This is a genomic window from Paenibacillus sp. PvP094 (genome assembly GCF_040546835.1).
Classification (GTDB): domain Bacteria; phylum Bacillota; class Bacilli; order Paenibacillales; family Paenibacillaceae; genus Paenibacillus; species Paenibacillus illinoisensis.
The window spans coordinates 3,585,601-3,608,694 of sequence record NZ_JBEPOM010000001.1 but is presented as its reverse complement, the minus strand read 5'-3'; the positions used below and the strand labels follow the sequence as shown (position 1 = coordinate 3,608,694).

19 protein-coding genes are annotated in these 23,094 nt (G+C 47.3%); 9 read left to right on the top strand and 10 right to left on the bottom strand.

Annotation, left to right across the window (positions count from 1 at the left end; genetic code table 11):
• Positions 1–200: 200 nt before the first annotated feature.
• Positions 201–1,358 (top strand): N-methyl-L-tryptophan oxidase, encoded by a 1,158-nt coding sequence (gene solA, locus ABIC22_RS16670; RefSeq protein WP_354486004.1) that lies wholly within the window; start codon positions 201–203, stop codon positions 1,356–1,358.
• A 171-nt stretch (positions 1,359–1,529) separates the two neighbouring features.
• Here solA and ABIC22_RS16665 read toward each other — a convergent pair whose 3' ends face one another.
• On the bottom strand, positions 1,530–1,775 hold the full coding sequence (locus tag ABIC22_RS16665) for a hypothetical protein (protein WP_354482328.1): 246 nt from the start codon (positions 1,773–1,775) through the stop codon (positions 1,530–1,532).
• A gap of 149 nt (positions 1,776–1,924) precedes the next feature.
• Here ABIC22_RS16665 and ABIC22_RS16660 point away from each other — a divergent pair, with 149 nt between their 5' ends.
• Both ABIC22_RS16660 and ABIC22_RS16655 read left to right on the top strand, forming a co-directional pair.
• Positions 1,925–2,341 carry a hypothetical protein gene (locus tag ABIC22_RS16660; RefSeq protein ID WP_154896170.1) on the top strand — a complete coding sequence of 139 codons (417 nt, stop codon included), beginning with the start codon at positions 1,925–1,927 and terminating at the stop codon, positions 2,339–2,341.
• A gap of 22 nt (positions 2,342–2,363) precedes the next feature.
• A complete protein-coding gene (locus tag ABIC22_RS16655) occupies positions 2,364–2,804 on the top strand; it encodes a hypothetical protein (protein WP_354482326.1) in 441 nt (146 codons plus the stop codon).
• A gap of 214 nt (positions 2,805–3,018) precedes the next feature.
• Here the strand turns inward: ABIC22_RS16655 and ABIC22_RS16650 are convergent, their stop codons facing one another.
• From ABIC22_RS16650 to ABIC22_RS16635, 4 genes are all read right to left on the bottom strand, one after another.
• Complete coding sequence (locus ABIC22_RS16650) at positions 3,019–3,897, bottom strand: amidohydrolase family protein (RefSeq protein ID WP_127538750.1); 879 nt, start codon at positions 3,895–3,897, stop codon at positions 3,019–3,021.
• Positions 3,884–7,054 carry a GNAT family N-acetyltransferase gene (locus ABIC22_RS16645; protein WP_354482322.1) on the bottom strand — a complete coding sequence of 1,057 codons (3,171 nt, stop codon included), beginning with the start codon at positions 7,052–7,054 and terminating at the stop codon, positions 3,884–3,886. Before ABIC22_RS16645 ends, ABIC22_RS16650 begins: the two co-directional genes overlap by 14 nt.
• 248 nt (positions 7,055–7,302) lie before the next feature.
• Positions 7,303–8,511 (bottom strand): MFS transporter, encoded by a 1,209-nt coding sequence (locus ABIC22_RS16640; protein WP_354486003.1) that lies wholly within the window; start codon positions 8,509–8,511, stop codon positions 7,303–7,305.
• Between the two features lie 86 nt (positions 8,512–8,597).
• On the bottom strand, positions 8,598–9,632 hold the full coding sequence (locus tag ABIC22_RS16635) for an ROK family protein (RefSeq protein ID WP_354482320.1): 1,035 nt from the start codon (positions 9,630–9,632) through the stop codon (positions 8,598–8,600).
• Between the two features lie 182 nt (positions 9,633–9,814).
• Between ABIC22_RS16635 and ABIC22_RS16630 the strand changes: the two genes are divergently transcribed.
• The 4 genes from ABIC22_RS16630 to ABIC22_RS16615 all read left to right on the top strand — a co-directional run bounded on the left by ABIC22_RS16630 (position 9,815) and on the right by ABIC22_RS16615 (position 13,053).
• A complete protein-coding gene (locus ABIC22_RS16630; RefSeq protein ID WP_354482317.1) occupies positions 9,815–10,156 on the top strand; it encodes a hypothetical protein in 342 nt (113 codons plus the stop codon).
• A 120-nt stretch (positions 10,157–10,276) separates the two neighbouring features.
• Positions 10,277–10,891, top strand: a complete 615-nt coding sequence (locus ABIC22_RS16625; RefSeq protein ID WP_354482314.1) for a TetR/AcrR family transcriptional regulator — start codon at positions 10,277–10,279, stop codon at positions 10,889–10,891.
• A gap of 160 nt (positions 10,892–11,051) precedes the next feature.
• On the top strand, positions 11,052–12,377 hold the full coding sequence (locus ABIC22_RS16620) for a metal-dependent hydrolase family protein (protein ID WP_354482312.1): 1,326 nt from the start codon (positions 11,052–11,054) through the stop codon (positions 12,375–12,377).
• A 16-nt stretch (positions 12,378–12,393) separates the two neighbouring features.
• A complete protein-coding gene (locus tag ABIC22_RS16615) occupies positions 12,394–13,053 on the top strand; it encodes a DUF554 family protein (RefSeq protein ID WP_354482309.1) in 660 nt (219 codons plus the stop codon).
• 310 nt (positions 13,054–13,363) lie between these two features.
• Here ABIC22_RS16615 and ABIC22_RS16610 read toward each other — a convergent pair whose 3' ends face one another.
• Entirely contained in the window at positions 13,364–16,891 is a 3,528-nt protein-coding gene (locus ABIC22_RS16610) for an S-layer homology domain-containing protein (protein ID WP_354482306.1), read from the bottom strand.
• Between the two features lie 766 nt (positions 16,892–17,657).
• A complete protein-coding gene (locus ABIC22_RS16605) occupies positions 17,658–18,116 on the bottom strand; it encodes a MarR family winged helix-turn-helix transcriptional regulator (RefSeq protein WP_127538737.1) in 459 nt (152 codons plus the stop codon).
• A gap of 135 nt (positions 18,117–18,251) precedes the next feature.
• On the opposite strand from ABIC22_RS16605, the gene ABIC22_RS16600 reads away from it, so the two are divergent.
• Positions 18,252–19,130: an SDR family NAD(P)-dependent oxidoreductase gene (locus ABIC22_RS16600; protein WP_354482302.1), complete on the top strand. Its 879-nt coding sequence runs from the start codon at positions 18,252–18,254 to the stop codon at positions 19,128–19,130.
• 88 nt (positions 19,131–19,218) lie between these two features.
• Here ABIC22_RS16600 and ABIC22_RS16595 read toward each other — a convergent pair whose 3' ends face one another.
• Both ABIC22_RS16595 and ABIC22_RS16590 read right to left on the bottom strand, forming a co-directional pair.
• Entirely contained in the window at positions 19,219–19,749 is a 531-nt protein-coding gene (locus ABIC22_RS16595) for a hypothetical protein (protein ID WP_354482299.1), read from the bottom strand.
• 166 nt (positions 19,750–19,915) lie between these two features.
• Entirely contained in the window at positions 19,916–20,743 is an 828-nt protein-coding gene (locus ABIC22_RS16590; protein ID WP_354482296.1) for a sugar phosphate isomerase/epimerase family protein, read from the bottom strand.
• Positions 20,744–20,939: 196 nt separating this feature from the next.
• Between ABIC22_RS16590 and ABIC22_RS16585 the strand changes: the two genes are divergently transcribed.
• Positions 20,940–21,644: a DUF6199 family natural product biosynthesis protein gene (locus ABIC22_RS16585; protein WP_354482293.1), complete on the top strand. Its 705-nt coding sequence runs from the start codon at positions 20,940–20,942 to the stop codon at positions 21,642–21,644.
• A 127-nt stretch (positions 21,645–21,771) separates the two neighbouring features.
• On the opposite strand, the gene ABIC22_RS16580 is transcribed toward ABIC22_RS16585, so the two are convergent.
• Positions 21,772–23,094: an LLM class flavin-dependent oxidoreductase gene (locus ABIC22_RS16580; RefSeq protein WP_354482290.1), complete on the bottom strand. Its 1,323-nt coding sequence runs from the start codon at positions 23,092–23,094 to the stop codon at positions 21,772–21,774.

Here is a 23,094-nt window from a genome sequence, read left to right as displayed (position 1 = left end):
AAAGCCAATTAATCCGGTCGGAATGTATGGTTCAAAACTCTATCACTATCTTGGACTGCATACAACACCATTTCTAATCGAACTTTTCTATTGTTCTATTTCCATTCTCTATAAGCTCCCTCTTGACCAAATTGGGTTTGAAGTCTACATTATCATGTAAGCTAATTAAGCCTAATCAATCCGCGAGAGGAGGAGCTCTTATCACACCATTCTATGACGTCATTATCGTTGGAGCAGGCTCCATGGGGATGAGTGCAGGTTATTATCTGGCACGAAGCGGGCTAAAAACCCTGATGATTGATGCTTTTGATCCCCCACATACCGAAGGGAGCCATCATGGAGAGTCTCGATTGATTCGCCATGTTTACAGCGGGGGACCTGATTACATCGCGATGGCGCTTCTTGCCCAGAATTTATGGCAGGAGCTGGAGGATATAACGGGTAATAATCTATTTGTTCGTTCAGGAGTCATCAACCTGGTTGATCCAGAATTTCATACGTTTCGCGACCGGTTGACTCATGCAGATGATGTCGGAGTCCGGTATGAGATGCTGCGTGCAAATGAAGTGATGAAGCGCTGGTCAGGGATTACCATACCTGAACATTATGAAGGCATGTACGAACCGGATGCTGGTTATCTGTTCAGTGAACGATGCATTCAGACGTATCGGCAAGCCGCAGAACAAGCGGGTGCTACTCTGCTGACGCATACTCCTGTGGAACATGTCGAGTGCGGGCCTCAGTCCGTATCCGTAAAAACCGCTGGAGGAGATACGTATCACGCAAGTAAGCTCATACTCAGCACAGGTGCCTGGTTTCAGACATTGAAACCGTTTGTGAATCTCCCGATCCGGGCCGTTCGCAAAACGGTAGGATGGTTCGATGCACCGGAAGCATTGTTCGGCGAAGAACATTTCCCTGGTTTCACGATATCCGAACGGGAAGGGATCTATTACGGATTCCCCAGCATCGGCGGAGCCGGAGTGAAGATTGGCCGTCATGATACAGGACCTACATGGACGCCAGGAGAAGCACAGACACCGTTCGGAACGGATGAAACCGACGAGGGTGAACTGCGGAGACTGCTTGAGCTTCGCATGCCACAGGCGGCAGGCCAATTGAAGCGTGGCAGTGTATGCAAATACGAAATGACGCCTGACGAGGACTTTATTATTGATCGTCACCCGCAGCATGAGCATGTTTGGCTGGCAGGCGGATTCTCGGGTCACGGATTCAAATTCGCGAGCGCAATAGGCCAGATCCTGTCCGATTTGGTCCAGACAGGACATACGGATCAGGATATTGCAAGGTTTGCCCTGTCTCGATTCGCCAAGACCGGCATCTCATCATCCCTATAAATTCAAAAGACGTGCAGGGGCATCATCAATCATTATCGATTGGCGTCCCTGCACGTCTTCTTCATGAACACTTTTAATATCAAAAAATGATTCTTGTGATCTTGCTTAAAGCAGATAGGTTATTTCATTTTATTTAGTTTATTTTGGTTACTTCATTGTTAATTCATTGGGTCATTTCGTTTTAAACTTCGCCGCTTCCGCTGCAAGCCGTTTGGTCAATGTATCAATGGTCTGTACCATCTCTGCCAAATGCTCTGTCATCCCCGCTTGCTCCTGCATCGTTGCGGTCACTTCCTCAACTGAAGCTGATACTTCCTCTTGTGCGCTGCGGTTGTTCTGCCCGACATGTTCAATCGTCTGCATATCTGTACATTGTTCAGTGATATAGAACATTTGCAATGATGTTTTCATATTCATGCAGTACCTCTGACGCCCTTTCCCCAGAATCTTTCTAGGACAAAGGAGACGGCAACCGATTAACAAATATAGACTTTGGTTTAATACAAAATATGACATCACTTACGTATAATTAAAGAACTACATATTCATTAGGGAGAGAAATGAAATTGAATACGAAGATGCCCACATTATTAAACGTCATACGCGCGCTGCTTGGGGTGCAGACGATCTACATCGGGATTTCCATGGGCTTTTTAATGTACGACATCCTGCTGCATAGTGCAGATTACGCCGCATTTCCGCTATCCGACCAGGTTGCCTATTTCACCAATGCAGGAATCCGCATCCTGCTAATCCTGGGTCCACCGATTCTGACCATGATATTCATTGCAAAAAGAAGATATAAACTGACCATGACCTTCATGAGTCTTACCTTTTTGTTCACTGCCGGATTGCTTCAGAATTTTCTAGTCGTTCTGCATTTGTTCATGCTGCTTGTACTCCTGCTCCACAAGCCGAGCAAGATGTATCTCAAGCAGGAGGCTCATGTGCGGCAATATTCCAAGCGGGATTTGCAAGTATAGATTGATATGTGGAATGGAGTCTGTGAATAAAATGAAACCTAAGTTCCCCGTGATGCTGAATGTAGTGCGCATCTTGTTGAGTATCAAAGTTGTATATCTTTTCGTTGCTTTCAGTGTATTCCTCTATATTTTCAGTCAAAATCCAGAGATTGTTGCGGGTCATCAAGTTAACGCAAATGATTTAATTAGTCTCAACAATGAGATTACTGGTAGAATCATATTTTTTATCGGTCCTAGCTTGCTTGCTGTCATTTCCATTACAAAACGAAAGTTTAGATCCACTGTTACGTTCCTGGGCATCGCTGCTTTTCTTGGCGTATTAAATGAGGGACTACTAACCGCACTCGTTCAACTTTTTGCCTTGTTGGTCGTGTTATTACATCGACCGAGTAAAACTTTTTTAAAACGACAGGATTCAGATGTTACAGCCACTAAGTATGTTGCCAAGAAGAGCCTGACCTAATCGTCTGGCTCTTTTTTGTGTGTGGCAGTAGATTGTTTTAATAGAAAGAGGGTGGGGAACTTCATCCGTAAGCTCAAAAACGCTTGATTGCATTAAAAAAGCTCCTGCCATATATGTGGCAAGAGCTTTTCTGTGATCGTTGGCTAACAGTGAACGCAAACGTCATATTCCGAATATTTATCATCTTATAAATAAATTCCTTGAACCTTTCTTCTTAACCCAGCTGTGCAATTCGCTGCTCTATGCGCGGAAATAAACGGAATGCATTCTCGTAGAACACCTTGTCATGATGCTGCTCCGGCACTAGCCTGCGGATGAATTCGGCATACAGATCGATCGGCGCAAGCGGCCAGTCGGTTCCGAAGAGCATTTTCTCGTAGTGATCGGAATATACCAGTGCCCGGCGGAAATGGTCCATGAACAGCGGTTCATTCATAAATCGTTCAAAATGGGGACGATCACCCACCACAAGGCCGGACAAATCGGCATATACGTTAGGATTCTTCGCCACCACTTCGGCGGCATCCATCACCCAGGGATCACCCAAATGGCAGATCATAAAGTTCACCCCGCGCTGTTGATATGCTAGCTCATCCACAGTCAGCGGATGGGCATACTTCAGCAATCCATTCATGGAGTAGGTGTCCCCCGTATGAATCACGACGGGAATATTGTACTTGGCTGCCAGCTCATAGATCGGAGTATAAATCTTGTCATGGACATAGTAATGATAGTACCCCGCGTACAGCTTGATTCCCGCTACCTCGGGAGCCTGCAGCCTTGCTTCAATGCGGTCCAGTTCTTCCTGCGCGTGTTCACCACCAAGCCGGTTCGGATTGACGCCTACGCATTCCATCAGAAAGGGCGGAACCGTTTCTTCCAGATCAAGTCCCATCGGGTTCGGTGAACTGGAGTCCGGAAAGGCTCCTTTGGTCTGCTCGGTTACTCCCATGCCAATACCGAGAATGACATCGTTCTTATCAAACTCCGCCTTAAGACCGGCGGCAGAGTAATCGACTTGGGACAGATCGATCGCGGTTCGATGGAAGCTGTCAATATCAGACAGATGAATGTGAATATCAATGATCGGCATGAGTGCTCTCCTTTTCAACAGTTGTGTTCCTAAAGGATAGCTTCAACAGGCTGCGGACATCTTCCGCATTCAGAGGAATCTGCCCTAAGACCAGATAAGTTGGTTTCATCCAGGCAGTTTCCCCATTGGATACCGGCAGATGTTGATGCACATTGTGGCTGAGTACCTGGTTATTCACATATACCGACGGATTATGGTTGGGATAGGCATCCACGGCATGCAGCATGTTTTTACGTGAAACTGCACCTACTCGCAAGAGTCCCTTCAATTGAAGACCCGCATCCACCTTCCCCAAGGAGAACCGCCCTTGTTCGGGATGTTCCACCCAACCTTCGGCAAAGATGGGTGAAGGCCTGAAGAAATGATCTTCCGTAAGCGAGTAGTCCGCCAGCATCAATCCGGTTTCGTTCGTCACCGAATGCAGCGAGCAGAGAACTGGCACGCCAGGCAGCATGAGGTAACGCTGTTGTACTGTGATTCCCCGATTCGCTTCCTGCTTCTCGATCCGGGTCGTCATGCAGATTCCTGTCCAGACGTTTCCGTGATCATCCTTCTGCTCTGTCCACTCTGCACTTCGGTGCTCCTGCTGACGGCTGAAACCATTCATGCCAGGGATTCCCACACCAAGCCCGCCGTACCATGGATTCCACCAGGAACGCGGAGTAGCTACGGGATACGAACTGTCCAGCCATTCCTCACCCTGATACGTTAAGGAATGCACAACACTTCCGAACCCGGGTGCTGCTGCTATTGAGAGAACACCATTGCTCACCGTGTACACCGGACCTGCCTGCCCTTCTTCAATCACACAGTCAACGGCGGATTTCGTCTTCGGAAACCAGAGAGCGGTCCGTTCCTGAATCCGATCCTCTCCACGATATACGGCCCGAATCTTCCAGCCATTTTCACCGTTTTCCTTTGCCACAGTTTCCTCAGGGGAGAACTCCAACTGTACAGAGCGAAGGTCCTGCTCCCGGTTTAATTCCATATCTGCAACTTTATACTCCGATGCACTGCCGTTCTGCGCATACAGCTCCAGATTTCCGGCTAGTGGTATCATTTTTCGCTCCATCCATTCGGCCTGCAGCTTCCCTCCCTCAAATGGATTACCACCGCCCAGAGCCAGTTCGAGATGGTCATCCAGCACAGGTACAATCCAATCGCGCTCTTTACATGCAAAAGAACGGAAATCCTGCCACTTCACGAAAGTGTTCAACGCAAATACAGTCTTCTTGGTCTGTACAACGGCCCCTGCAGGCATACGGCCAAGCTCATGCTCCAGCCCCAGTGTATATTCAGGACGAAGCAGCTTCAACGAAGGGTCCCAATAGATACCACATGCTCCGTACGCTTCCTTGCAGAAAAGCCAGTTCTCCGTAATTTGGGCACTATCCCAATGGCCCGGATCACTGGAGTAAGTATCACCCATGTCCACATACCGACCTTGATAAGGCAGAATTAGCCGATTCCCGAAGAATCCGAAGTTGGTCATCAAACTCATATTATCTTCCAACTCTGTACTGCGCGTATTGATTATTACGTGGTTGAATTCCGCAATGCCGCTGGCAAACAAATGGACAACAGACTTGATCTGCAACCCAGGAAAGTCCTCCGATTCATAAAGAGCTTCAAAAACCTGACTGTCCCCTTCGGGATAGATGTTGACTTCTTTGGCTTGTTTCTTGGAAAACTCCTCGGCAAATGGCTTACCCAGCTTCGGATAAGTCCACCAGAATGTGTGGCGAGAGCCCGGATATTCGATCCACATCGTATTATCCTGTCTGCTCATATGAAGGGAGAATGCGCCATTCACAGCTACCCATTGATCCCCATGCTCTCCGCCATAACGCCCTTGGGTTCCCCTCATGAGGACGGAGAGTTTACTTGTGAAAACGACTGGCTGGTGACCTGCCGGAACAGCTGTCACTTCCACCTTCCTCGAATAAAGTCCATACGAGCGTAGGGTAAAGGATACAGGTATCGAAGCTTTGCCCTTTGCAGGCACGGTGAAGCTTACCGAAGGTTCTGTCCATTCCAGGAATTCATCCTCAGGCAGGTCAAAAGCAAAATCGGCCTCGGCATCATAATTGTTCTCCACGTTCAGAACCAGTTCTGCCGGGACACCCGTGTACAGTTCCTTCACGGGCAGCACCATGTTCAGCTTGGCTGGAAACTTCGGTGCAACGCCTATACGGAACTCTGCTTTCCTGCCGCCAATCAGCCATGTGCTGGCAACAACAGGGTGGGTCTTCATCAGGTTCTGTTCCTCTGTGACCGGGCCCAGATGGAACTCGCCTTCCACAACGATTGCCTCCCCCGGAGCCACTTCTCTTGCGGTGTCCAGAGAAAAGCGAATATTTTTGTTGTCCTGCCCCTTGATTTCAAACGTCTGCTCAGATGCTGAGCAGTTCTTGATTCGGTAGCGCACCTTGTATGTGGAACCAAATACCAGATCATGGTCATCCATCTCTGTGGAGATTTCGTAATCTGGCGTTTCGAGTGCGGTCAAGCCGCGACCGGACTTCTCGAACTCGGCTCGCAAGGAGATGTCTCCCTTTTTCCAAGTGTAATCGAAGAAATCAAAGCCACGCTCACACCGACCATCTGGCTCAATGACGAGTTCACGCGTACTGTCGCTATACCAATCCAACACCTCGAAGTATGGAGCGAGCGCATCGGTCTGCAGGACGGCCGGGATGAAGTTCATCAGGTGCACATTGTCCTCTTTTTTCTCCCAGAAGAAACCGCACTTCTTGTACATCGGCACAGCCTTGGTGTTGCCTGCCCACGTGAACAGATCAAGGCGGGGCCACCCCGCTTCCACGGTTTTGCGAACGGCGTTCAGGATCAGATTGCGGCCGACCTTATGGCCATGATAATCGGGGCGCACGTTCAATAACGGTACATACAGCGCACCTTCATCGAAACGGTAGTGGGCAAAGCTGCAAAAGCCAACCACTTCATGCTCTTGAACCGCGAGAAACACATGCAGATTGGACGAACTCTCCAACTCTCGGCGCACGGTATCCTCTGTTCTCTGGTTCGTCCCTCCTCCCCAGCTTTCATTGCTGCGGTTCCACATGTCTGCGAGTGCGGCAGCGTAGGAGTGATCATATTCGATAATGCGGATCTGTTCTAGATTTGAGGTGACTGCCATGTCTCTATCCCCTTTGCTTTATGTATAGGGTGGTCTTCGTACTCGTTCGTGATGACCCGAATATTTCCGATAGCCACAGAGATGATAGAGTACGTGTTTGCAGAAGCTATCGATAGTATGATCATACTATAAATGGGAAACATTTTCAGAGGATTAAAAATCTATCAACATAAATAAAAGAACCCCCGTTTAACTCCAACGAGGATTCGTGTGCCATCTCACAACATAAAATTTAAATTGAATAATTACTAAATTAGTTCCTGCTTCCGTTTCAGATACACAAACAACACCACGCCCGACGCCGCACAGATCACAGCGCATAAACCGATGAACCCATAACCCGCCTGCAGACCGCGAAGCAGCCCCAATGGAGTAGCTGCACCATACGCGTTCTTCACGCCTTCAATAACCCAGCCAATCGCATAGTTACCAATGACGCTGCCGACCCCCATCAGCGTAACCGCAAACGTAATGGCGGTGTCGCTTCCGTTTGGATACCTTTTCGCAATAAATGCCATCACAGTTGGATAGATCATCGCAATACCTGCACCAGACACGGCAAACAGGAACGCCAACCCCTCACCGCCCGCGATGGCCGCGAATGTACATACAGCTGAGAAAGCTGAGAAAACAATCAATGAAAGTACAAAACCAATCCGGTCCGTAAGCGGACCAAGCAGCAGACGCCCGAGCGAGAAGCTGAGGAAAAATGCAGACAGCATCCCCGAAGCCTTCACGGTGTCCCAGGTATACGCCTTTTCCAGGAAGTTTACAAGCCAGCCGCCCACGGCCAGTTCGGATACCACGCCAAAAGAAAGAATCAGCACCATCATCCAGATGGCCGGATCACGTGTCAGCATTTTTAGGGAAACCCGATCTTCATGCGGAAGATCATCACCCGGAAACGTACTAAGCATCGCCGCAATAATAGGCAGTAGGCAGAGGGACAACATGGCCAGATACATGCCGCGCCAGTCCAGTTCATGCCCAAACACCGTCAGTGACATGACGCCCGTTGCTAGCAGCGGAGCTACGGTTGAACTCAGACCATAGAAGAAATGGGACAGGTTCATCATCATGCCTGTATTTTTCACAAAGATCCGAGCACCCAGAATCGCCAGCGCAATCTCCAACATGCCGTTACCGATGTACATGAAGAAATACGATGATGCAAAGAGCGGATATGTATGGGATAAATAAATGAACACACCCGAGAGAATCATGGAGGCAAAGGAGATAATGCTAACCGCCTTGATGCCCCATTTCCGGACAAGGATGGCCGTAAACGAACAAGCGATCAGATACCCCAATGCGTTCAGGGATAACAACGTTCCGAGCTGCTTCTCGTCCAGATTAAAGTCGAATTGAATGCGCGGAATCGCTGGTCCTTTAATATTTTCCGATATGCCAAACACAATAAAACCAATAAATATCGTCGCCAGCTGCATGGCATACATCTTATTAAACTTCTTTTTACTCGCTTGCTGCTCCAAAATGAGTACCTCCTGTTGTATAAGACAAATAACGATTCGTCACATATGATCTACCATTTTTTCTCGATTAACTGGATGCGGTAGGTTAGGCTCTCCAACGTGACAGCAACCAAGCCGGTAACATATTCACGCCGTGTGTCGTTTTGAATCATGACTTGTGGCATGTGCTCCTGTGGTATGGTTTGCAGGCAACCCTGGATCAGATCGTGTCGCATGCCAGAGTCCATCGTATCTCCTGTGATGACGATCACTGCCGGGTTAATAATGACAATGATGGATACCAGCGTTTTGACCACAAGCTGATATAATCCCTCCGGAGTTTGCAGCAGCCGAAGCTGTTCTTCGGATGACACCCCAAAAGGCAGGTAGGATACCTCGCCGCTAAAATGCGTGTTCCCTTTCAACGGGTGACCGTCAATGATGAAACCTGCCCCGGGATAATGATTTTTCGGAAAAGTGACCACCGCAAAGTTCTTCTCTTCCTCAAAATGCTGCTCGTTGTACAGTCCGTACACCGTCAGATTCATGTCGTTATCAATAGTGACTTCAACGTCTTCGAATCGCTCCTTGAGCTTCGGCCCCAGCGGCTGACCTGCCAGACCTGGCACATCACAAATGCCAATAATTCCGTTGTGCGCCACCCCCGGTATACCAATCCCGACTGCCTGCACATTGTTGTACTTTTCAATCAAGGCTGCAATCAGATCCTCCACTGTAGCCACGGTAATCTCATCCAAAATAAGCGTCTGCTCATCCTTTATCTCGCCATTCAGATTAGCCTGAAGATGCGTGATCGAGTGAACACCGCCCTCTGTTCGAATAAACACGCATAGCACGCTGGCATAGTCCGCATTGAATTGATATCTGCTCGCAGGTCTCCCCCCGCTTGATTCATCCGGGCCCAGATCGATAATCTCTCCCGTCTGCAGCAGCTCGTTCAGAATTGTGCCGCAGGTCGCCACACTGAGTTTTGTCAGGTTCGCAATGGAAGACTTCGTACCCACGCCCGTTGATCTAAGTGTGTTCTTCACCAGCTCCACATTAATTCGCTTCACCTGTTGTGTGTTGTGTGATGTAGGTTGCATGTAGAATTGAACCCTCCTTTCATGAGAATATCATTTGAAGGAATGTTTTTAAAAGTATTTTAATAATTGAAGTTTAGGGGGACACACGGGGAAAGTCAATGCTTAATTGAAAGCGGGAAATGTTAATGTAATAAGAAAGAGGGTTGATACACCACAGTATATTGTCAAAGGAGACACAGACGATGAGGAAAAAGGGACGCTTTATGCTTTCGATTATTTTGGTGGGCCTATTATTGCTAAGTGAATTATTCATTTGGTCTTCGGGTAGAATCGGATTGATTAATACAGTAAGTAGGATGATTTCAGATGCACCTGATATAGCAATACAAGGCAAGAGATTATCTTACCAAGGAACAGTAAGTTTTGAAGATACTCTTAGTTTTGAACAATATGCATCCAGTGACGAGGGCAAAGCCCTGTACAAAGCAAAAGGTACTCCAATACCACCACCATGGATTTATGTTAAAAAAGATGAAAACCACTTTTTTCGATATAAAGTTCCACAGATTCCTTGGCGCATGTGACTTTCAAACCTGGTCACCGAATCGTATACTTCAAGATCTTCTCGTCCCCATTGACACCCCCCCTCAAAAAAGTCTATCCTAATACAGAATCGATCATTCACTATTAAGGAGTCGTTCTCAATGGTGCAAGCCAAGAAAGACGAAGTCAGGAAAGAAATTGAATACGCAGCCCTGAAGGTGTTCTACGAGAAAGGCTTTGTGGATGCCAAGATGAGCGACATTGCGAATGAAATCAATATTTCGGTAGGCAATATCTATACGTATTTCAAAAACAAAAAGGATCTGTTCTACGCGGTCGTGCCACCGGATCTGGTGGATTACCTGAAAAAAGTGCTGGTCGATACCATTCACTTCGATAACCAGAACCTGTTCGAGGCGGATACGGACAGCGAAAGGAAATCGGCACTGCTGCAGGAACAGGTCGCCGTATTGCGCAAATACCGGAACCAGATCATCATCATTTTCGAAAAGAACAAAGGAACGATCTACACCAACGCCAAGAACGAGCTCGTCGAGACTATGATCGAAACCAAGAAAGCCTATCTCAAAAAGCAGTACAAGCATTATGAGATTGGAATGGAAGAACACCTGATCTTGCTCGATATCCTCGCACACAATGTGATCGACATGAACCTGGATTTGTTGAAACGGGACATGAGCGAGGACAGCCGCAAGCAGATTTTTGAAGCATTATATGTATACCGGTTATACGGCATGAAGAGTTTGAGCGAATAAGCTATACGCCTAGCTGGCACTGCGTGCAGATCAGGTCAACAAACGTACTTGGTCCGCACGCCAAAAAAATGCCTAATCCACCCCCCCTTATTTTTTTGATTCAAAAATGAATTAATAATTCAATTTTAAATTCGATGCTCATTTCAAGGAGGAACACCCAATGACGAACACAGCTTATGCATTAAAGAACTGCCATCTGATTCATGGAGACCTTAATCGCGATCTGGAGAAAAATATGACCGTCCTGGTCAATGAGCAAGGGCTGATTCAGGGGATTGGAAAATCAAGTGAACTGGCCATTCCGAGCCACTATGAGGTCATCGACCTATCGGGAAAATATGTGATGCCTGGCTTGATCAACGCTCACGTCCATCTCTTTGCGGATGGTAAGCCCTTCAGCCTGTCGGTCAGCGAAGGCATGCTGCACTTCGCCTATGATCGAATCCTGAACACGAAATTCGGCAAAAACGTTCTGAAAAAACGAATGAAACGCAATGCCCTGACCGCACTCCACGCGGGCGTAACCACGATGCGCAGTGTCGGCGAATTCTTCTATACCGATGTAAAATTGCGGGATGAAATTAATAACGGTGACTTCGTTGGTCCCAATCTGCTTGTTTCTGGATTTTTCCTAAGTGTAACAGGAGGACATGGTGCTCCTTTCCTTGCTCTCGTTGGGGACTCCCCTTGGGAAGCTCGAAAGAATGTACGCATCAATGTGAAGAACGGCGTGGATCTCATCAAAATCTGCGTGACGGGCGGCGTGACGGATGCCAAAATGGTCGGCGAAGCTGGCCGTTTGCAGATGACGGTCGAGGAAGTTGCCGCGATCTGCGATGAAGCCCACAAAATCGGGCTGCGGGTGGCAGCTCACGTGGAAAGCACGGAAGGTGTCAGAGTTGCATTAAAAGGCGGCGTGGATACGATTGAGCACGGCTCCGAGATGGATGACGAGATTATCCGTTTGTTCAAAAACAATCCAAATGCCCTGAATGGCTATACTGCGCTCATTCCTACCTTTCTGGCGGCTTATCCCTCTGCTCTGCTCGATTCGAGAGTAACGAAGGTGAGTGCAACCGTGAAAGAAAACGCCAGACTCGTGTATACATCCATGTTAAAAGGTGCCCAGCAGGCCATCGAAAATGGCATTACCATCGGTGTTGGCACCGATGCCGCCATGTCGTACGTGACTCACTATGACATGTGGAGAGAAATGGATTATTACATCAAACAGACTACCCTTAGCAACAAACAGCTGATTGATATGGTGACCCGAACCAACGCGAAGATTCTGGGCATTGAGGACGTTACAGGAACGGTCGATATCGGAAAACAGGCAGATCTGATCGTGCTGGACCAGAGTCCACTGGAAAACATTGAAGCATTATCCGGTGTACGCATGGTCATGGTCAAAGGAAATCTAATTCAAACACCATCTGTGACGAGAATACAGCAAGTAGACGATGTTCTAAACTCGGTTTGGTGAATTCAGGAGTGAAATCATGTTAGGAATATTAGTCAATTGCTTTTCCATTGTATTCGGAAGTACTCTTGGAGCGATCACCAAAACGTTTGTCAATGACGGATATAAAGCCATCCTGTATCAAGTCATTGGGATCAGCGCAATTATCATCGGAATCAGTACAACGATGGAAAGTATCTCCACCAGCCAGTATCAGGTCATGTTTGTTATCTTTCTTACGGTAGGCGGCATTATCGGTCAACTGATTAATTTCGACCAGATCTTGTCCAAAATCATGACCCGCTTCTCATCCAATGGACTGAATGAAGGATTAACGGTTGCGATCTCTTTATTATGCTTAGGGTCGATACCGATTCTCGGACCGCTGCAAAGTGCACTGCAGGGGGATAACACCTTTTTGCAGATCAACACCATTTTCTCAGGCATTACGGCATTAATTCTGGCTTCTTCTTTCGGCTTTGGCATCATGCTTTCAGCGATTATTTTATTTGTCATCGAAGCGCTGGTCTTCTTCTCGGCTGATTTCATATCCGTATACATGACGACCAACATCATTAACGAAATCACGCTGATTGGCGGTATTCTGGCGCTCTGTACCGGATTGAACGTCCTGAAGTTTACGGAGATCAAAGTTTTGAATCTGCTTCCGGCCTTATTTATTCCTATTTTTGTGTTATAGATTGGTATGTAATTATTTGGTAGACAGCGAAACTTAAGAGGCTTATCCTATTGGGTAAGTCTTTTACTGCTATCTAGGAGGAGTTCATAATAAAACTGCTAAAGATCTTATCGTTGTATGTGGCTTGTTTAATTGTGACTTACGTCATCATTGCCATTGGTACAGTTGGCCTTTATTTGGGTCCAGCTCTTGTACTTACTTTGCTTGTTTATATTGTGATTTTGCTCTTAAAGATACAGAAAAAATGAGGATTACCACAATAGTGGTATTCCTCATTTTTATAAGTGTTCTTTATAAGTACTTTTATTCTTTACAGATGCATCGCAAGCAGCAATTTGTAAATCATAGCTGTCGCTTCCGCACGGGTCGTCATATTCCCCGCACGAACCGTATTGTCCGTATACCCATTAATAATATTGGCTTGTACAGCTGCATCCATGGCTTCCTGTGCCCAAGCAGGTGTTTGTGCTGCATCGGTGAAGCTTGGTTTGGCAATCTCACCCTTCGTTCCTGCATGCACATCACTCAACTTCAACGCCTTCGCCATCATCACGGCCATCTCGGCACGGGTAATGGTGCGATCCGGCTTGAATGTATGGTCTCCGTAACCGGTAACTATACCAGCCTGTACGGCAGCTGCAATCTCGGACTTCGCCCATGCAGGTACAGCTTCCTCATCGGCAAATGAAGTCGTGGACGCTACCGTTTGGAGAGCCAATGCTTTGCTGAGCAATGTGACAAACTCAGCTCTTGTGATCTCCTTGGACGGTTGGAATGTTCCATCTGTATACCCTTGGATGACGTTCATGCCCATCAGTCGATCCGCATAATCAGATGCCCAGTGTCCATTTAGATCTGACAGGTTCACCGGTGTGTAACTGGACACAACAAAGGTACCCAGGTGATTCACATTCGCCGTAATAGTTCCAGTTGCATTCGTTACCCCGCCGACAAATACCCAGCTCTGACGAGCTTCGTTATAATAATAGATTGCCGGCTTCGTTCCGCTTATCAAACCTGCCGGATCATAATTCAGGCTCAACTCAGCCGAATGGTTTAACGTCCGTCCACCTGTGCGGCTAATCTGTACCGCTTGACCCAGCACATTTAGCGAAGCTGTATTCTGCAGTTTGTCCTTTGCGATCACGGACAGCTGTAAAGTATCTTTTTCCCCAATAGCTCCAGCCGGAGCGTTGAATTCCACCACGTTTTTAATCCCTGTCTGTACAGGCTGATTCGCTTCCACTTCAACCTTCACTACAGTGGATGAATCCAATCCTGTTTCCGGAGTGGATGGTGTTGCAGGAACGGTAGGCGTTGTTGGTACACTTGGCGTGCTTCCTCCGGAATTGCCACCGGAACTGCCTCCATTACCGCCGCCTGATCCACCGCCATTGCTCGAACTGGCTTGTACCGTAATGGTACGTGTGACTTCTGCTGCTGCATTGCCAGCGATATCTTTTACGTTATAACGAATCGTATAAATCCCGGCTGTTTGCGTGTTCACGGTGCCATCGATCTCCACAGAACCGCTAATGCCTACATTGTCGGATGCCAATGCTCCAGGCTCGCTATAGGTATCTCCCACGTTCAGTGTCATCTGGCTGCTGCCTTGCAGCGTAATAACCGGAATTTCACGGTCTATTTTGACAACCACCGGTAACGTATATTCACCGTTCAGATCGTCTGTAGCTCGGAATAACAGGGTATGTTCTCCAGACTCTGTTATCTCGAGAAGGGTATTCTCTAAATAGGGTTCATACGTCTGTCCTCCATCACGGGACAACTCAATGGTCGCCGAAGTGGCCGGTGCATATACTGCGCTGGTTACACTAACGTTTACAGACTGATTCGTCCATGTATCCGTATGATACGGCTGGCCGTCCATGGTGGTCATATTGCTTTTCAAAATCAGAACCTGATTATTGGTGCCCTCTACGATGACAGTGAAAACTTTCGTTTGTATTTCGCTGCCGCGTTGTACAGTTGCCGTCAGTTCCAATCGTTCATTGTTATCCGGCTGTGTCAGCAGCTTGCCTTGATTATCGATCAATTCCGGATTCGAACTGGACCAAGTGATCGTCGCTCCATGTTTGCCTTCAACAGGAAGCATAAGATCGGAAGTGACCGCGTTCAGGTCTCCCAGATCAATTGCCTGCAGTGTGTCATTTACCGCTTGTACATCACTGTAAGGTGTCGCACTCACGAAGATTGGATTGGAGTAGAACCAAAGATCCCTATAGTTGCTGTCATTGATTTGGTTGAAACGCGTTTCTGCATCAGTAGTCGTATTCTTCGGATCCAGCTGTGGTTCGCCATTCACCGTCTCGCCTGGAACGTTCATATCCAGATTCGTCCCGCGCAGGCGGAAATACTGGTCTTGATCCGTGGCTTTGATCTTATATGTGATGACATTGTAGCCTTCCGCATCTGTCGTCCAATCGTCCGATGTGAAGGTAGCCAGCACTCGGGTGGAATCGTTGGTATCCTTGTTATATGCGGCTGTACCCTTCTCGGCCTTGCCCGTCACATCCCCGGCGATCAGGTCAACATGATCCACCTCAGGTACTACTCCAGCGGATACGCCGCTGTTGATTGGTGTTTCATAGTTGTTGCTCGCTGGGCTCTTGAACCGGATCTTCAGTTCAACCTCATCGCCCTGAGTCACATTAAGATCCTCACCCATTTCAGCCTGAGCGCCTGCTCCGGAAGCGGTGAAATCCAATGCGTTAATCAGATCTCCGAATACGGAAAAGGATTTTCCGGAACGAAGGCCATCCAGCACCGCCTGCATTCCGCTGCCCTCAATCCACGCGTAAGTCTTGGCATATTCCCCAGGGAAATAACCACTGGAATTCGTGCCAATGGTCTTGAAATGATAATCCGAGTTACCATAATTCCAGAAGTGGCGACCTTCTCCCAGGAGTGCGTCCCACAGTCCGCCGACTTTGGCCACCATGTAGTCTACACCGCCATATGTACGGTATTTGTACCCATCGTCTGCCGTCGGATTAGACACGTTGTAGGTTGTGTTATACCCGCCGCGATCCGGTTCCATCTGATTACCAAGCATACCTTCGATACCGAATACCACTTGTGGTGCCAGATCGTTGAAATCGCGGAAGTCCGCAATTGTATATTTATTTTTGCCACGCGAAGGATGGTTGATCATCGCATAGCTCGTTGTTGGATAGTTGGTTTTCAGCCATTCAATGGCAGTTAGTGCATCCTGATGTGTCGTATAGGCACGTCCGCCCTCCTGATCCCAGGCCGCTACATCCGCCGGATCAAACAGACTCGCATCGCGATTGGTAAAACGATATTCGAATTGTTTCGCAGCTTCCAGAGCTTCGGTCGAATTCGGCTCATCGGTGAGAATCCCCACACCAACGTGTTCGTGCGTCGGCATGTCCCATTCGAAGCCGGAGAAGATCGTTTTGCCTGCATATTTGCCTTGCTCCTGTAGTGCCTTGATCTGTGGTACCTGATATTCATTCATTCCCACGGACATCGGAATGGACCCACCAGGAATTTCATTTCCGTTGTGATCCCGCTTGGATAACCGCAAATGATCCGTCAGCGCGATCCAGTCCAGCCCATATTGCGTCAAACCCGCGTCCAGGACGTTCTCCAGCGAATTCTGCGCATCATCCGATTCAAATGTATGTACGTGCAAATCCCCCGTTTGCCATGAGCCTGCAGCCGTGCTGCTGACTGGTGTATTATCTCCCGCAGCTGCATAGGTAATTGCCGCAGGAAACGCTCCCATGACCATCCCTGTAGCCAGGGGTATCAGCGTAAGCATCGCAAGCATTTTCTTTCCTTTTTTGTTGAACAACCTGATCCCTCCACCCGTTCTGTGTTGTTGTGACGGGAGTAAATATATGAGACTTTGAGGGCAGGGTCAACGTGTTGAAAGCGCCTATTAAAAATTTTACATAGAGCTGCATTCGTTTACGTTCTATTAAAGCTCTCTTTTGCTGTATGCATATGTTGTATCCTCTCTAAATCTCTCATTTTTATGAGTCGGAATTGATAAAATCAGGCCGATCCTGCCTTTGCAACGTTCAAAATTTGTTCACCATTCAGGAAACTTTCACCACTCTTGTGGATGACAGGAAGAGGTCTGTGAGGATTCCATGATAGAGGCGGCTAAGATGAAGAATTATGTAAAAATCGCACTGTGAACAGGATTCTAAACACTGTAATACATACCACTTATTTCAGAGATATTTATGCGCTCTACATCCCACGGCTACTCGGTTAATGCTCTCTTTTGACATGAATTTTACATCTCGGATTACGTAAAAAGATTGTGAATGGGATGTTATTTCAATGGCAAATCTACTACATATGAAGAGGCTAATTATGCTGGAACGCGCGTTAGTCCAACGGATATCACCAACATTCCTCGTTACAGGGAAGTCATGCTTCCTATGGGTTCGAGTCCTTTATTCAAACATGGTTTAGGATACCTTGCCGACAAATACAACTCTGTTTTATCCTCGGTAAATCAAAAGGTGATGTCCAGTGGAAATATGGATATCACCTTTTGTTTTTTTTACCTAGGCTATGTTTATATCAACACTACTTTCGACCCTACACTACTCCTCCAAGCCGTTAAACTGCCGAAGCATGGTCGTGAAACGTCCCAGCTCTTCATCATCCCATCTGGATATACGCTCATAAAAGGCAGATTCCTTCTCCTTCAGCGCATTCACTGTCGACTGCTCGCCAAGCTCCGTCAGAGACAATAGAATGCCGCGCCGATCATCAGGGTCCTGCGCCTTGCTCACATATCCTGACGTTTCAAGTTGCTTAATCAGGCGGCTTACTGAGCTTCGGTCCATGGCAGTCGCTTCTGCCAAAGCTGCGGCGCTTGTAGGACCATAAGAGTACAGCCACCGTACCAGATGAAAAGCGGCAGGCTGCAGGGTCGCATCAAAACGCTCTGCAGATCGGACATTAAGCGCATGTGAAGCACTAATCAGGGCATGGATCTGCTCACCAAGCGCCAGTTCCAGGGCTTCTCTGTCTTTTGTTTTGGCTGCATGTTCAGTCATTGTTGTTGTTCCCCTCTCCTCGATACATCCAAACAGGCTTCGGAATATATAGTTGACAAATATCAATTAAAATATATAGTTGATTTATGTCAATTATATCTTTCAACTCTGATCGTGTCAAAAGGAGACTTCACTATGAAAACAACACAGTCTATTATCGTAATCACCGGAGCAACAAGCGGATTGGGGCAGCTTGCTGCCATCGAGCTTGCCAAACGTGGTGCACATCTTGTACTCACAGCCCGAAGCGAAGAGCGCGCCGAGGCTACCAGAAACAAAATCAGGGCAATCATGCCCTCTGCCAATATGCACTTTTTCTTCGGAGACTTATCCTTGCTGAGTGATGTAAAACGTATTGGGCTTGAAATGGCAGCTGCGTATCCACGTATCGATGTACTTTTGAATAATGCCGGACTCCATGCGTTTGAACAGAGAGTGACTTCTGAAGGGTTTGCCGAGATGATGGCCGTGAACTATTTGGCCCCTTGGCTGCTAACGCATATGTTGCGTAATTCCTTGATTCAGTCAGGTCATGCCCGCGTTGTGAACGTTGCATCTGAAGCCTCTCGGAATCATGGCCAACTGGTGCTGCCGGATGACTTGATGGATACCACTCCCTTTACAGCACGTGGCTCCTCTCCGATCTATGGCAAAACCAAACTGCTGAATATTATATTTACTGGCGAACTAGCCAGACAATGGGAAGGGACCGGGGTTTGTGTGAATGCCTTGAATCCAGGTTTCAATGTCACTGGTCTTGGACGAGAGCTGTGGTTCGCGAGTGTGCTTGAGCGCATCTTAACGTTTCTGCACATTGGCGACCCGCGCCGGGGGGCGGATATCATGACTCGTCTGGCTGTGGAACCCGAGTTTGGAAAGGTTTCGGGAGGTTATTTCAATGTGGGAAGCGGGGCGGCAATTACTCCCGTGGATCCAGGCGGAGATGCCGGAATGCAACACAAATTGTGGGCGGTAACGCATCAATTGATGAAGGAACGCGGCTTGCTTGATTAATGTTGGTTCAGTGCTGTACGAGAGGGGCTCGATCAGCCCCTTATCTTTTCGCTCCCTTGTTAATTCACTATCCGATTTTTGGAATTCACTATAGTTTATTTTGCTGTAACATGATCTCAGGGAAGTGTTTAATCATGTCGTGGATGAATCCATCGTTTCCGTAAATGGCAATCACGACGTACTCTTGCCGTGGCATTGGAATAATAATGGCTTGTTTCCCCTTAAAATAGTAGCGATCCTTTCGCTCATCCCCATTATCATCTACATAGACAATGTTAACGAAATCCATATCATGACTGAGCGCTTTATCGTGGATCACAATACATAAATATCGACCTACCTTTTCTACGGATATGCCCTCTTCGTCTTCATCCCATACATACTCGTTTGGTTGCATTACAAGCTTATTATCCGCTGTTTTGGTGAGGATAGATGCTTTGGCATGCTCTCCTTTTACATCAATCAACAGTGCAGAGTGGTCACTCACTATTTTTGTATCAGCGTATTGCAGATGATGAGTTTTGAGATAGCCTTGAACATCCTCTCTGGTAAGAGGTTCGCCACTCGAACCATTGGTGAGCATTAGCATAGATAACATCAATTCAAACAAAAACTTCATTTTATGTACTCCTTCTATTGTGGATATTCATATATAGCACTTTAAATTTCTAATTTCTTCATGAACTGAATAATAGAATAAAAAGGGACTGGCGAATCCATCGATGCAATACTTGTGAACCCGCCAGCTTCTTGCAATAATCCCTATTCTTCATTGTTCCATCAATTTATAGCGTTGCAAACACCTTGTCAAAGCCTGCTTTCGACTTGGCAAACAGCTCGGTTGAATCAAGTGTTGATGCAGGTGCCAGAACTTCCTGAGATACAACGCCCGTGTAACCAATAGCCCCTAAGTTTTTCAGAAAACCCGTCAGATCAATGACTCCCTCGCCTGGATACAGGCGCTCATTATCAAGCAATTCTTCAATTGGCAGATCATATGCATCATTGATATGAACGTGAACAATCTGTTCCTTTTTCAATTGCAGCACCTCTTCCATACTCAAACCAAGCGTATGCCAATGATAGGAATCCACCAGTAAGCCTACATTGGGAGCATGAATGGTCTCGATCCAGTCCAGCGTGTCTTCCACACTCCAAATAAACGGATTCTTCCACTGGGTACGCAAATGATGGCAGCCGACAAACTCCAGCCCTAGCCGGATACCGTATGCCCCCAGAATATCTGCACAGAGTCTCAATCGTCTGGTAGCCGCTGCCATGAAAGATGCTGCAGGCTGATCGGTCGAGGGTAGAACATAGGTGCAGCAAGTGAAACAATTCAGCGAAGCAGAGGCTTCAGCCATTTCAACCAGAGATTTGAGTCCTTCACGAAATTGCTCTTCTGAGTTTCTCCAGTCCACGGTGAAATCCGCTGAACCGATGATGATATCGTTGCTTTCCAATAGGTGTGCGGCTTGCTCCTTGCCGTATTGTTGAACCAATGAGAGCGGATTCAAATCTACGGACTGGAAGCCATATTTGGCCGCATTCGTAATATATTGTTCATCAGACTCGATCTTCCCCAAACCTGCTTTCGTTAATCCTCTAATCATCCCAATCTCCTCCTGTGACTTGTCTAATAGGCAACGACTGCTGCACCCTCTCAAGCTCAAATTCAGGGTATAAATTCATAATAACAGCAGCTTCAAAAAAAGAAACCAGTAAGTTCCATTCTTTTATGGCACAAACCCTACGCAACCCTTTCCCGGAATCAGCGTAATAGAAAAAAGTGGAAAGGAAGGTGATACGATGACGAAATGGCTCAAGACAATTCAGTCCCCCACCATTATTTTCTTTTCATGCCTTTTGGTGCTTTCTGTGATCGTTGGTTTCCTATCCAAGCCTTATTTCACGGAACACATATTCTATGCAGACAATAACAAGTATTTATTGGATCGCCAAGAAGAAAACCAGTTGATATACCGGAGTAGAACGGCTGATTCCATTCAGGTGCAAGTGGAGCAGCAGAAGCGCACCGTATTCATCGATGATCAGAAATATATCATTACAGAACTCAGTTCCACACCTAATGCAGCATATAGCGTGTTATACCCCAAAGGAGACACGTATGAGGTTCAGGACCATGGCGGTATATTAAGAAGTTTTGATGAAGAAGGCAATATCATGAATTCCATCGCTTTTTACGTTAACAACCAGAGAATACTTAGCGAGGACGAGGAACGATTTTCACCGGATACAATCGTGACTGCTGCGTACCCGGCATACCATCACACGCAAGGTGAGCCCGTCTACCTTTTTCTAGCACTCGCCGGTTTGATATTTGGATGGTGCAGCTTCTACTACAGGAGGTTTCAGGATATCCTCTTCCTCATCTCCCTTCGCTGGATTTGGGTGAACGACCCCGAACCTAGCGACTTTTATTACTTGATGACCAGTATTGGCGGCATTGTTGTCATGATGGGATCCGTTTGGATTTCCTTCAAAGCATTCTGAACCAAGCGACATACAAAAAAGCGGTGATGACGTTGAAAATACGTCAATACCGCTCTTTTTTATCCCCCTATTAATGGGACTTGAGTCAAGTTTGTCAAACCTGAATATCATCGTCATATTACTTCATTTAGTTCACATGTTCCAGCGTGTACCGATTACGCGGAATTTCAAGTCCCAGGTTCTCCCGAAGCGTCTCATGCTCATATTCCGTTCGGAACAGTCCTCGTTCCTGCAGAACGGGGACAACCAGATCCACGAAATCCGCCAGTCCATTCGGCACAACCGTACGGATATTGAATCCGTCTGCGGCTTCGCCTTCAAACCACTCCTGAATCTGATCGGCAATCTGGTCGGGTGTTCCAATGAAAGAGGTTCGCGGCGTTGACGCTCTTAGCGCGACTTGGCGGAGAGTCAGCCCCTCTTCTCGTGCCTGCTGCTTGATCTTGTCCGTTGTACTGCGGAAACTGTTGCTGCCCACATCACCAATCTCAGGGAAAGGCTCGTCGAGCGGATATTCTGAAAAGTCATAATGGTCAAAATAACGCCCCAAATAATTCAGCGCGTGGTCAATACTGACCAGGCCGGCAATTTCCTGATACTTTTGCTCTGCCTCTTCCGCTGTTCTGCCCACAATTGGACCGATACCCGGAAAGATCAGAATGTCTTCAGCCTGACGTCCATATACTACCGCTCTTGCCTTAACGTCCCGGTAAAACTCCCTTGCTTCCTCAAACGTCTCATGTCCCGTATATACAGCATCTGCTGATTTCGCTGCCAGGTCTTTGCCGGATTCGGATGAACCTGCCTGAAAAATGACCGGATAACCCTGTTTCGAACGTGCCACATTGAGCGGCCCCTGTACCGAGAAATGGTTCCCTTTGTGATTCAGCGTATGGAGCTTGGAAGGGTCGAAGAAGACACCATTCTCCTTGTCCCCGACAAATGCATCATCCTCCCAGGAATCCCACAGTCCTTTGACCACATTCAGGTGCTCTTCGGCAATTTCATAGCGCAGCGCATGGTTTGGATGTTCGCCTTTGCCGAAGTTAAGTGCCGATCCTTCCAGTGGGGAAGTGACTACGTTCCAGCCCGACCGTCCTCCGCTAATTTGATCCAGTGAAGCAAATTGCCTCGCTACCGTAAACGGTTCGCTGTAGGAAGTCGATAATGTCGCAACCAGCCCAATATTGGAAGTGGCTCCTGCCAGCACAGACAACAGGGTCAATGGCTCGAAGCGATTCAGGAAATGAGGATTGGATTTTTCGTTAATAAAGAGACCGTCAGCAATAAATAGGAGATCGAACTTGCCTTCCTCCGCTTTACGCGCCTGTTTTTTGTAAAAATCAAGGTTAACACTGGCATTAATCGGAATGTCAGGGTGTCGCCAGAAGGAAATACTATTCCCGACTCCGTTCAGATTGGCCCCCAATTTCAGTTGTCGTTTCGTCAT

Bases quoted from the DNA above. Each gene is read 5' to 3' on its own strand.
- ABIC22_RS16625 (WP_354482314.1), top strand. From the start codon at position 10,277: ATGGTGCAAGCCAAGAAAGACGAAGTCAGGAAAGAAATTGAATACGCA.
- ABIC22_RS16580 (WP_354482290.1), bottom strand. From the start codon at position 23,094: ATGACGAAACGACAACTGAAATTGGGGGCCAATCTGAACGGAGTCGGG.
- ABIC22_RS16650 (WP_127538750.1), bottom strand. From the start codon at position 3,897: ATGCCGATCATTGATATTCACATTCATCTGTCTGATATTGACAGCTTC.
- ABIC22_RS16645 (WP_354482322.1), bottom strand. From the start codon at position 7,054: ATGGCAGTCACCTCAAATCTAGAACAGATCCGCATTATCGAATATGAT.
- ABIC22_RS16595 (WP_354482299.1), bottom strand. From the start codon at position 19,749: ATGAAGTTTTTGTTTGAATTGATGTTATCTATGCTAATGCTCACCAAT.
- ABIC22_RS16600 (WP_354482302.1), top strand. From the start codon at position 18,252: ATGAAAACAACACAGTCTATTATCGTAATCACCGGAGCAACAAGCGGA.
- ABIC22_RS16635 (WP_354482320.1), bottom strand. From the start codon at position 9,632: ATGCAACCTACATCACACAACACACAACAGGTGAAGCGAATTAATGTG.
- ABIC22_RS16665 (WP_354482328.1), bottom strand. From the start codon at position 1,775: ATGAATATGAAAACATCATTGCAAATGTTCTATATCACTGAACAATGT.
- ABIC22_RS16620 (WP_354482312.1), top strand. From the start codon at position 11,052: ATGACGAACACAGCTTATGCATTAAAGAACTGCCATCTGATTCATGGA.
- ABIC22_RS16585 (WP_354482293.1), top strand. From the start codon at position 20,940: ATGACGAAATGGCTCAAGACAATTCAGTCCCCCACCATTATTTTCTTT.
- ABIC22_RS16640 (WP_354486003.1), bottom strand. From the start codon at position 8,511: ATGTATGCCATGCAGCTGGCGACGATATTTATTGGTTTTATTGTGTTT.
- ABIC22_RS16630 (WP_354482317.1), top strand. From the start codon at position 9,815: ATGAGGAAAAAGGGACGCTTTATGCTTTCGATTATTTTGGTGGGCCTA.
- ABIC22_RS16590 (WP_354482296.1), bottom strand. From the start codon at position 20,743: ATGATTAGAGGATTAACGAAAGCAGGTTTGGGGAAGATCGAGTCTGAT.
- ABIC22_RS16605 (WP_127538737.1), bottom strand. From the start codon at position 18,116: ATGACTGAACATGCAGCCAAAACAAAAGACAGAGAAGCCCTGGAACTG.
- ABIC22_RS16615 (WP_354482309.1), top strand. From the start codon at position 12,394: ATGTTAGGAATATTAGTCAATTGCTTTTCCATTGTATTCGGAAGTACT.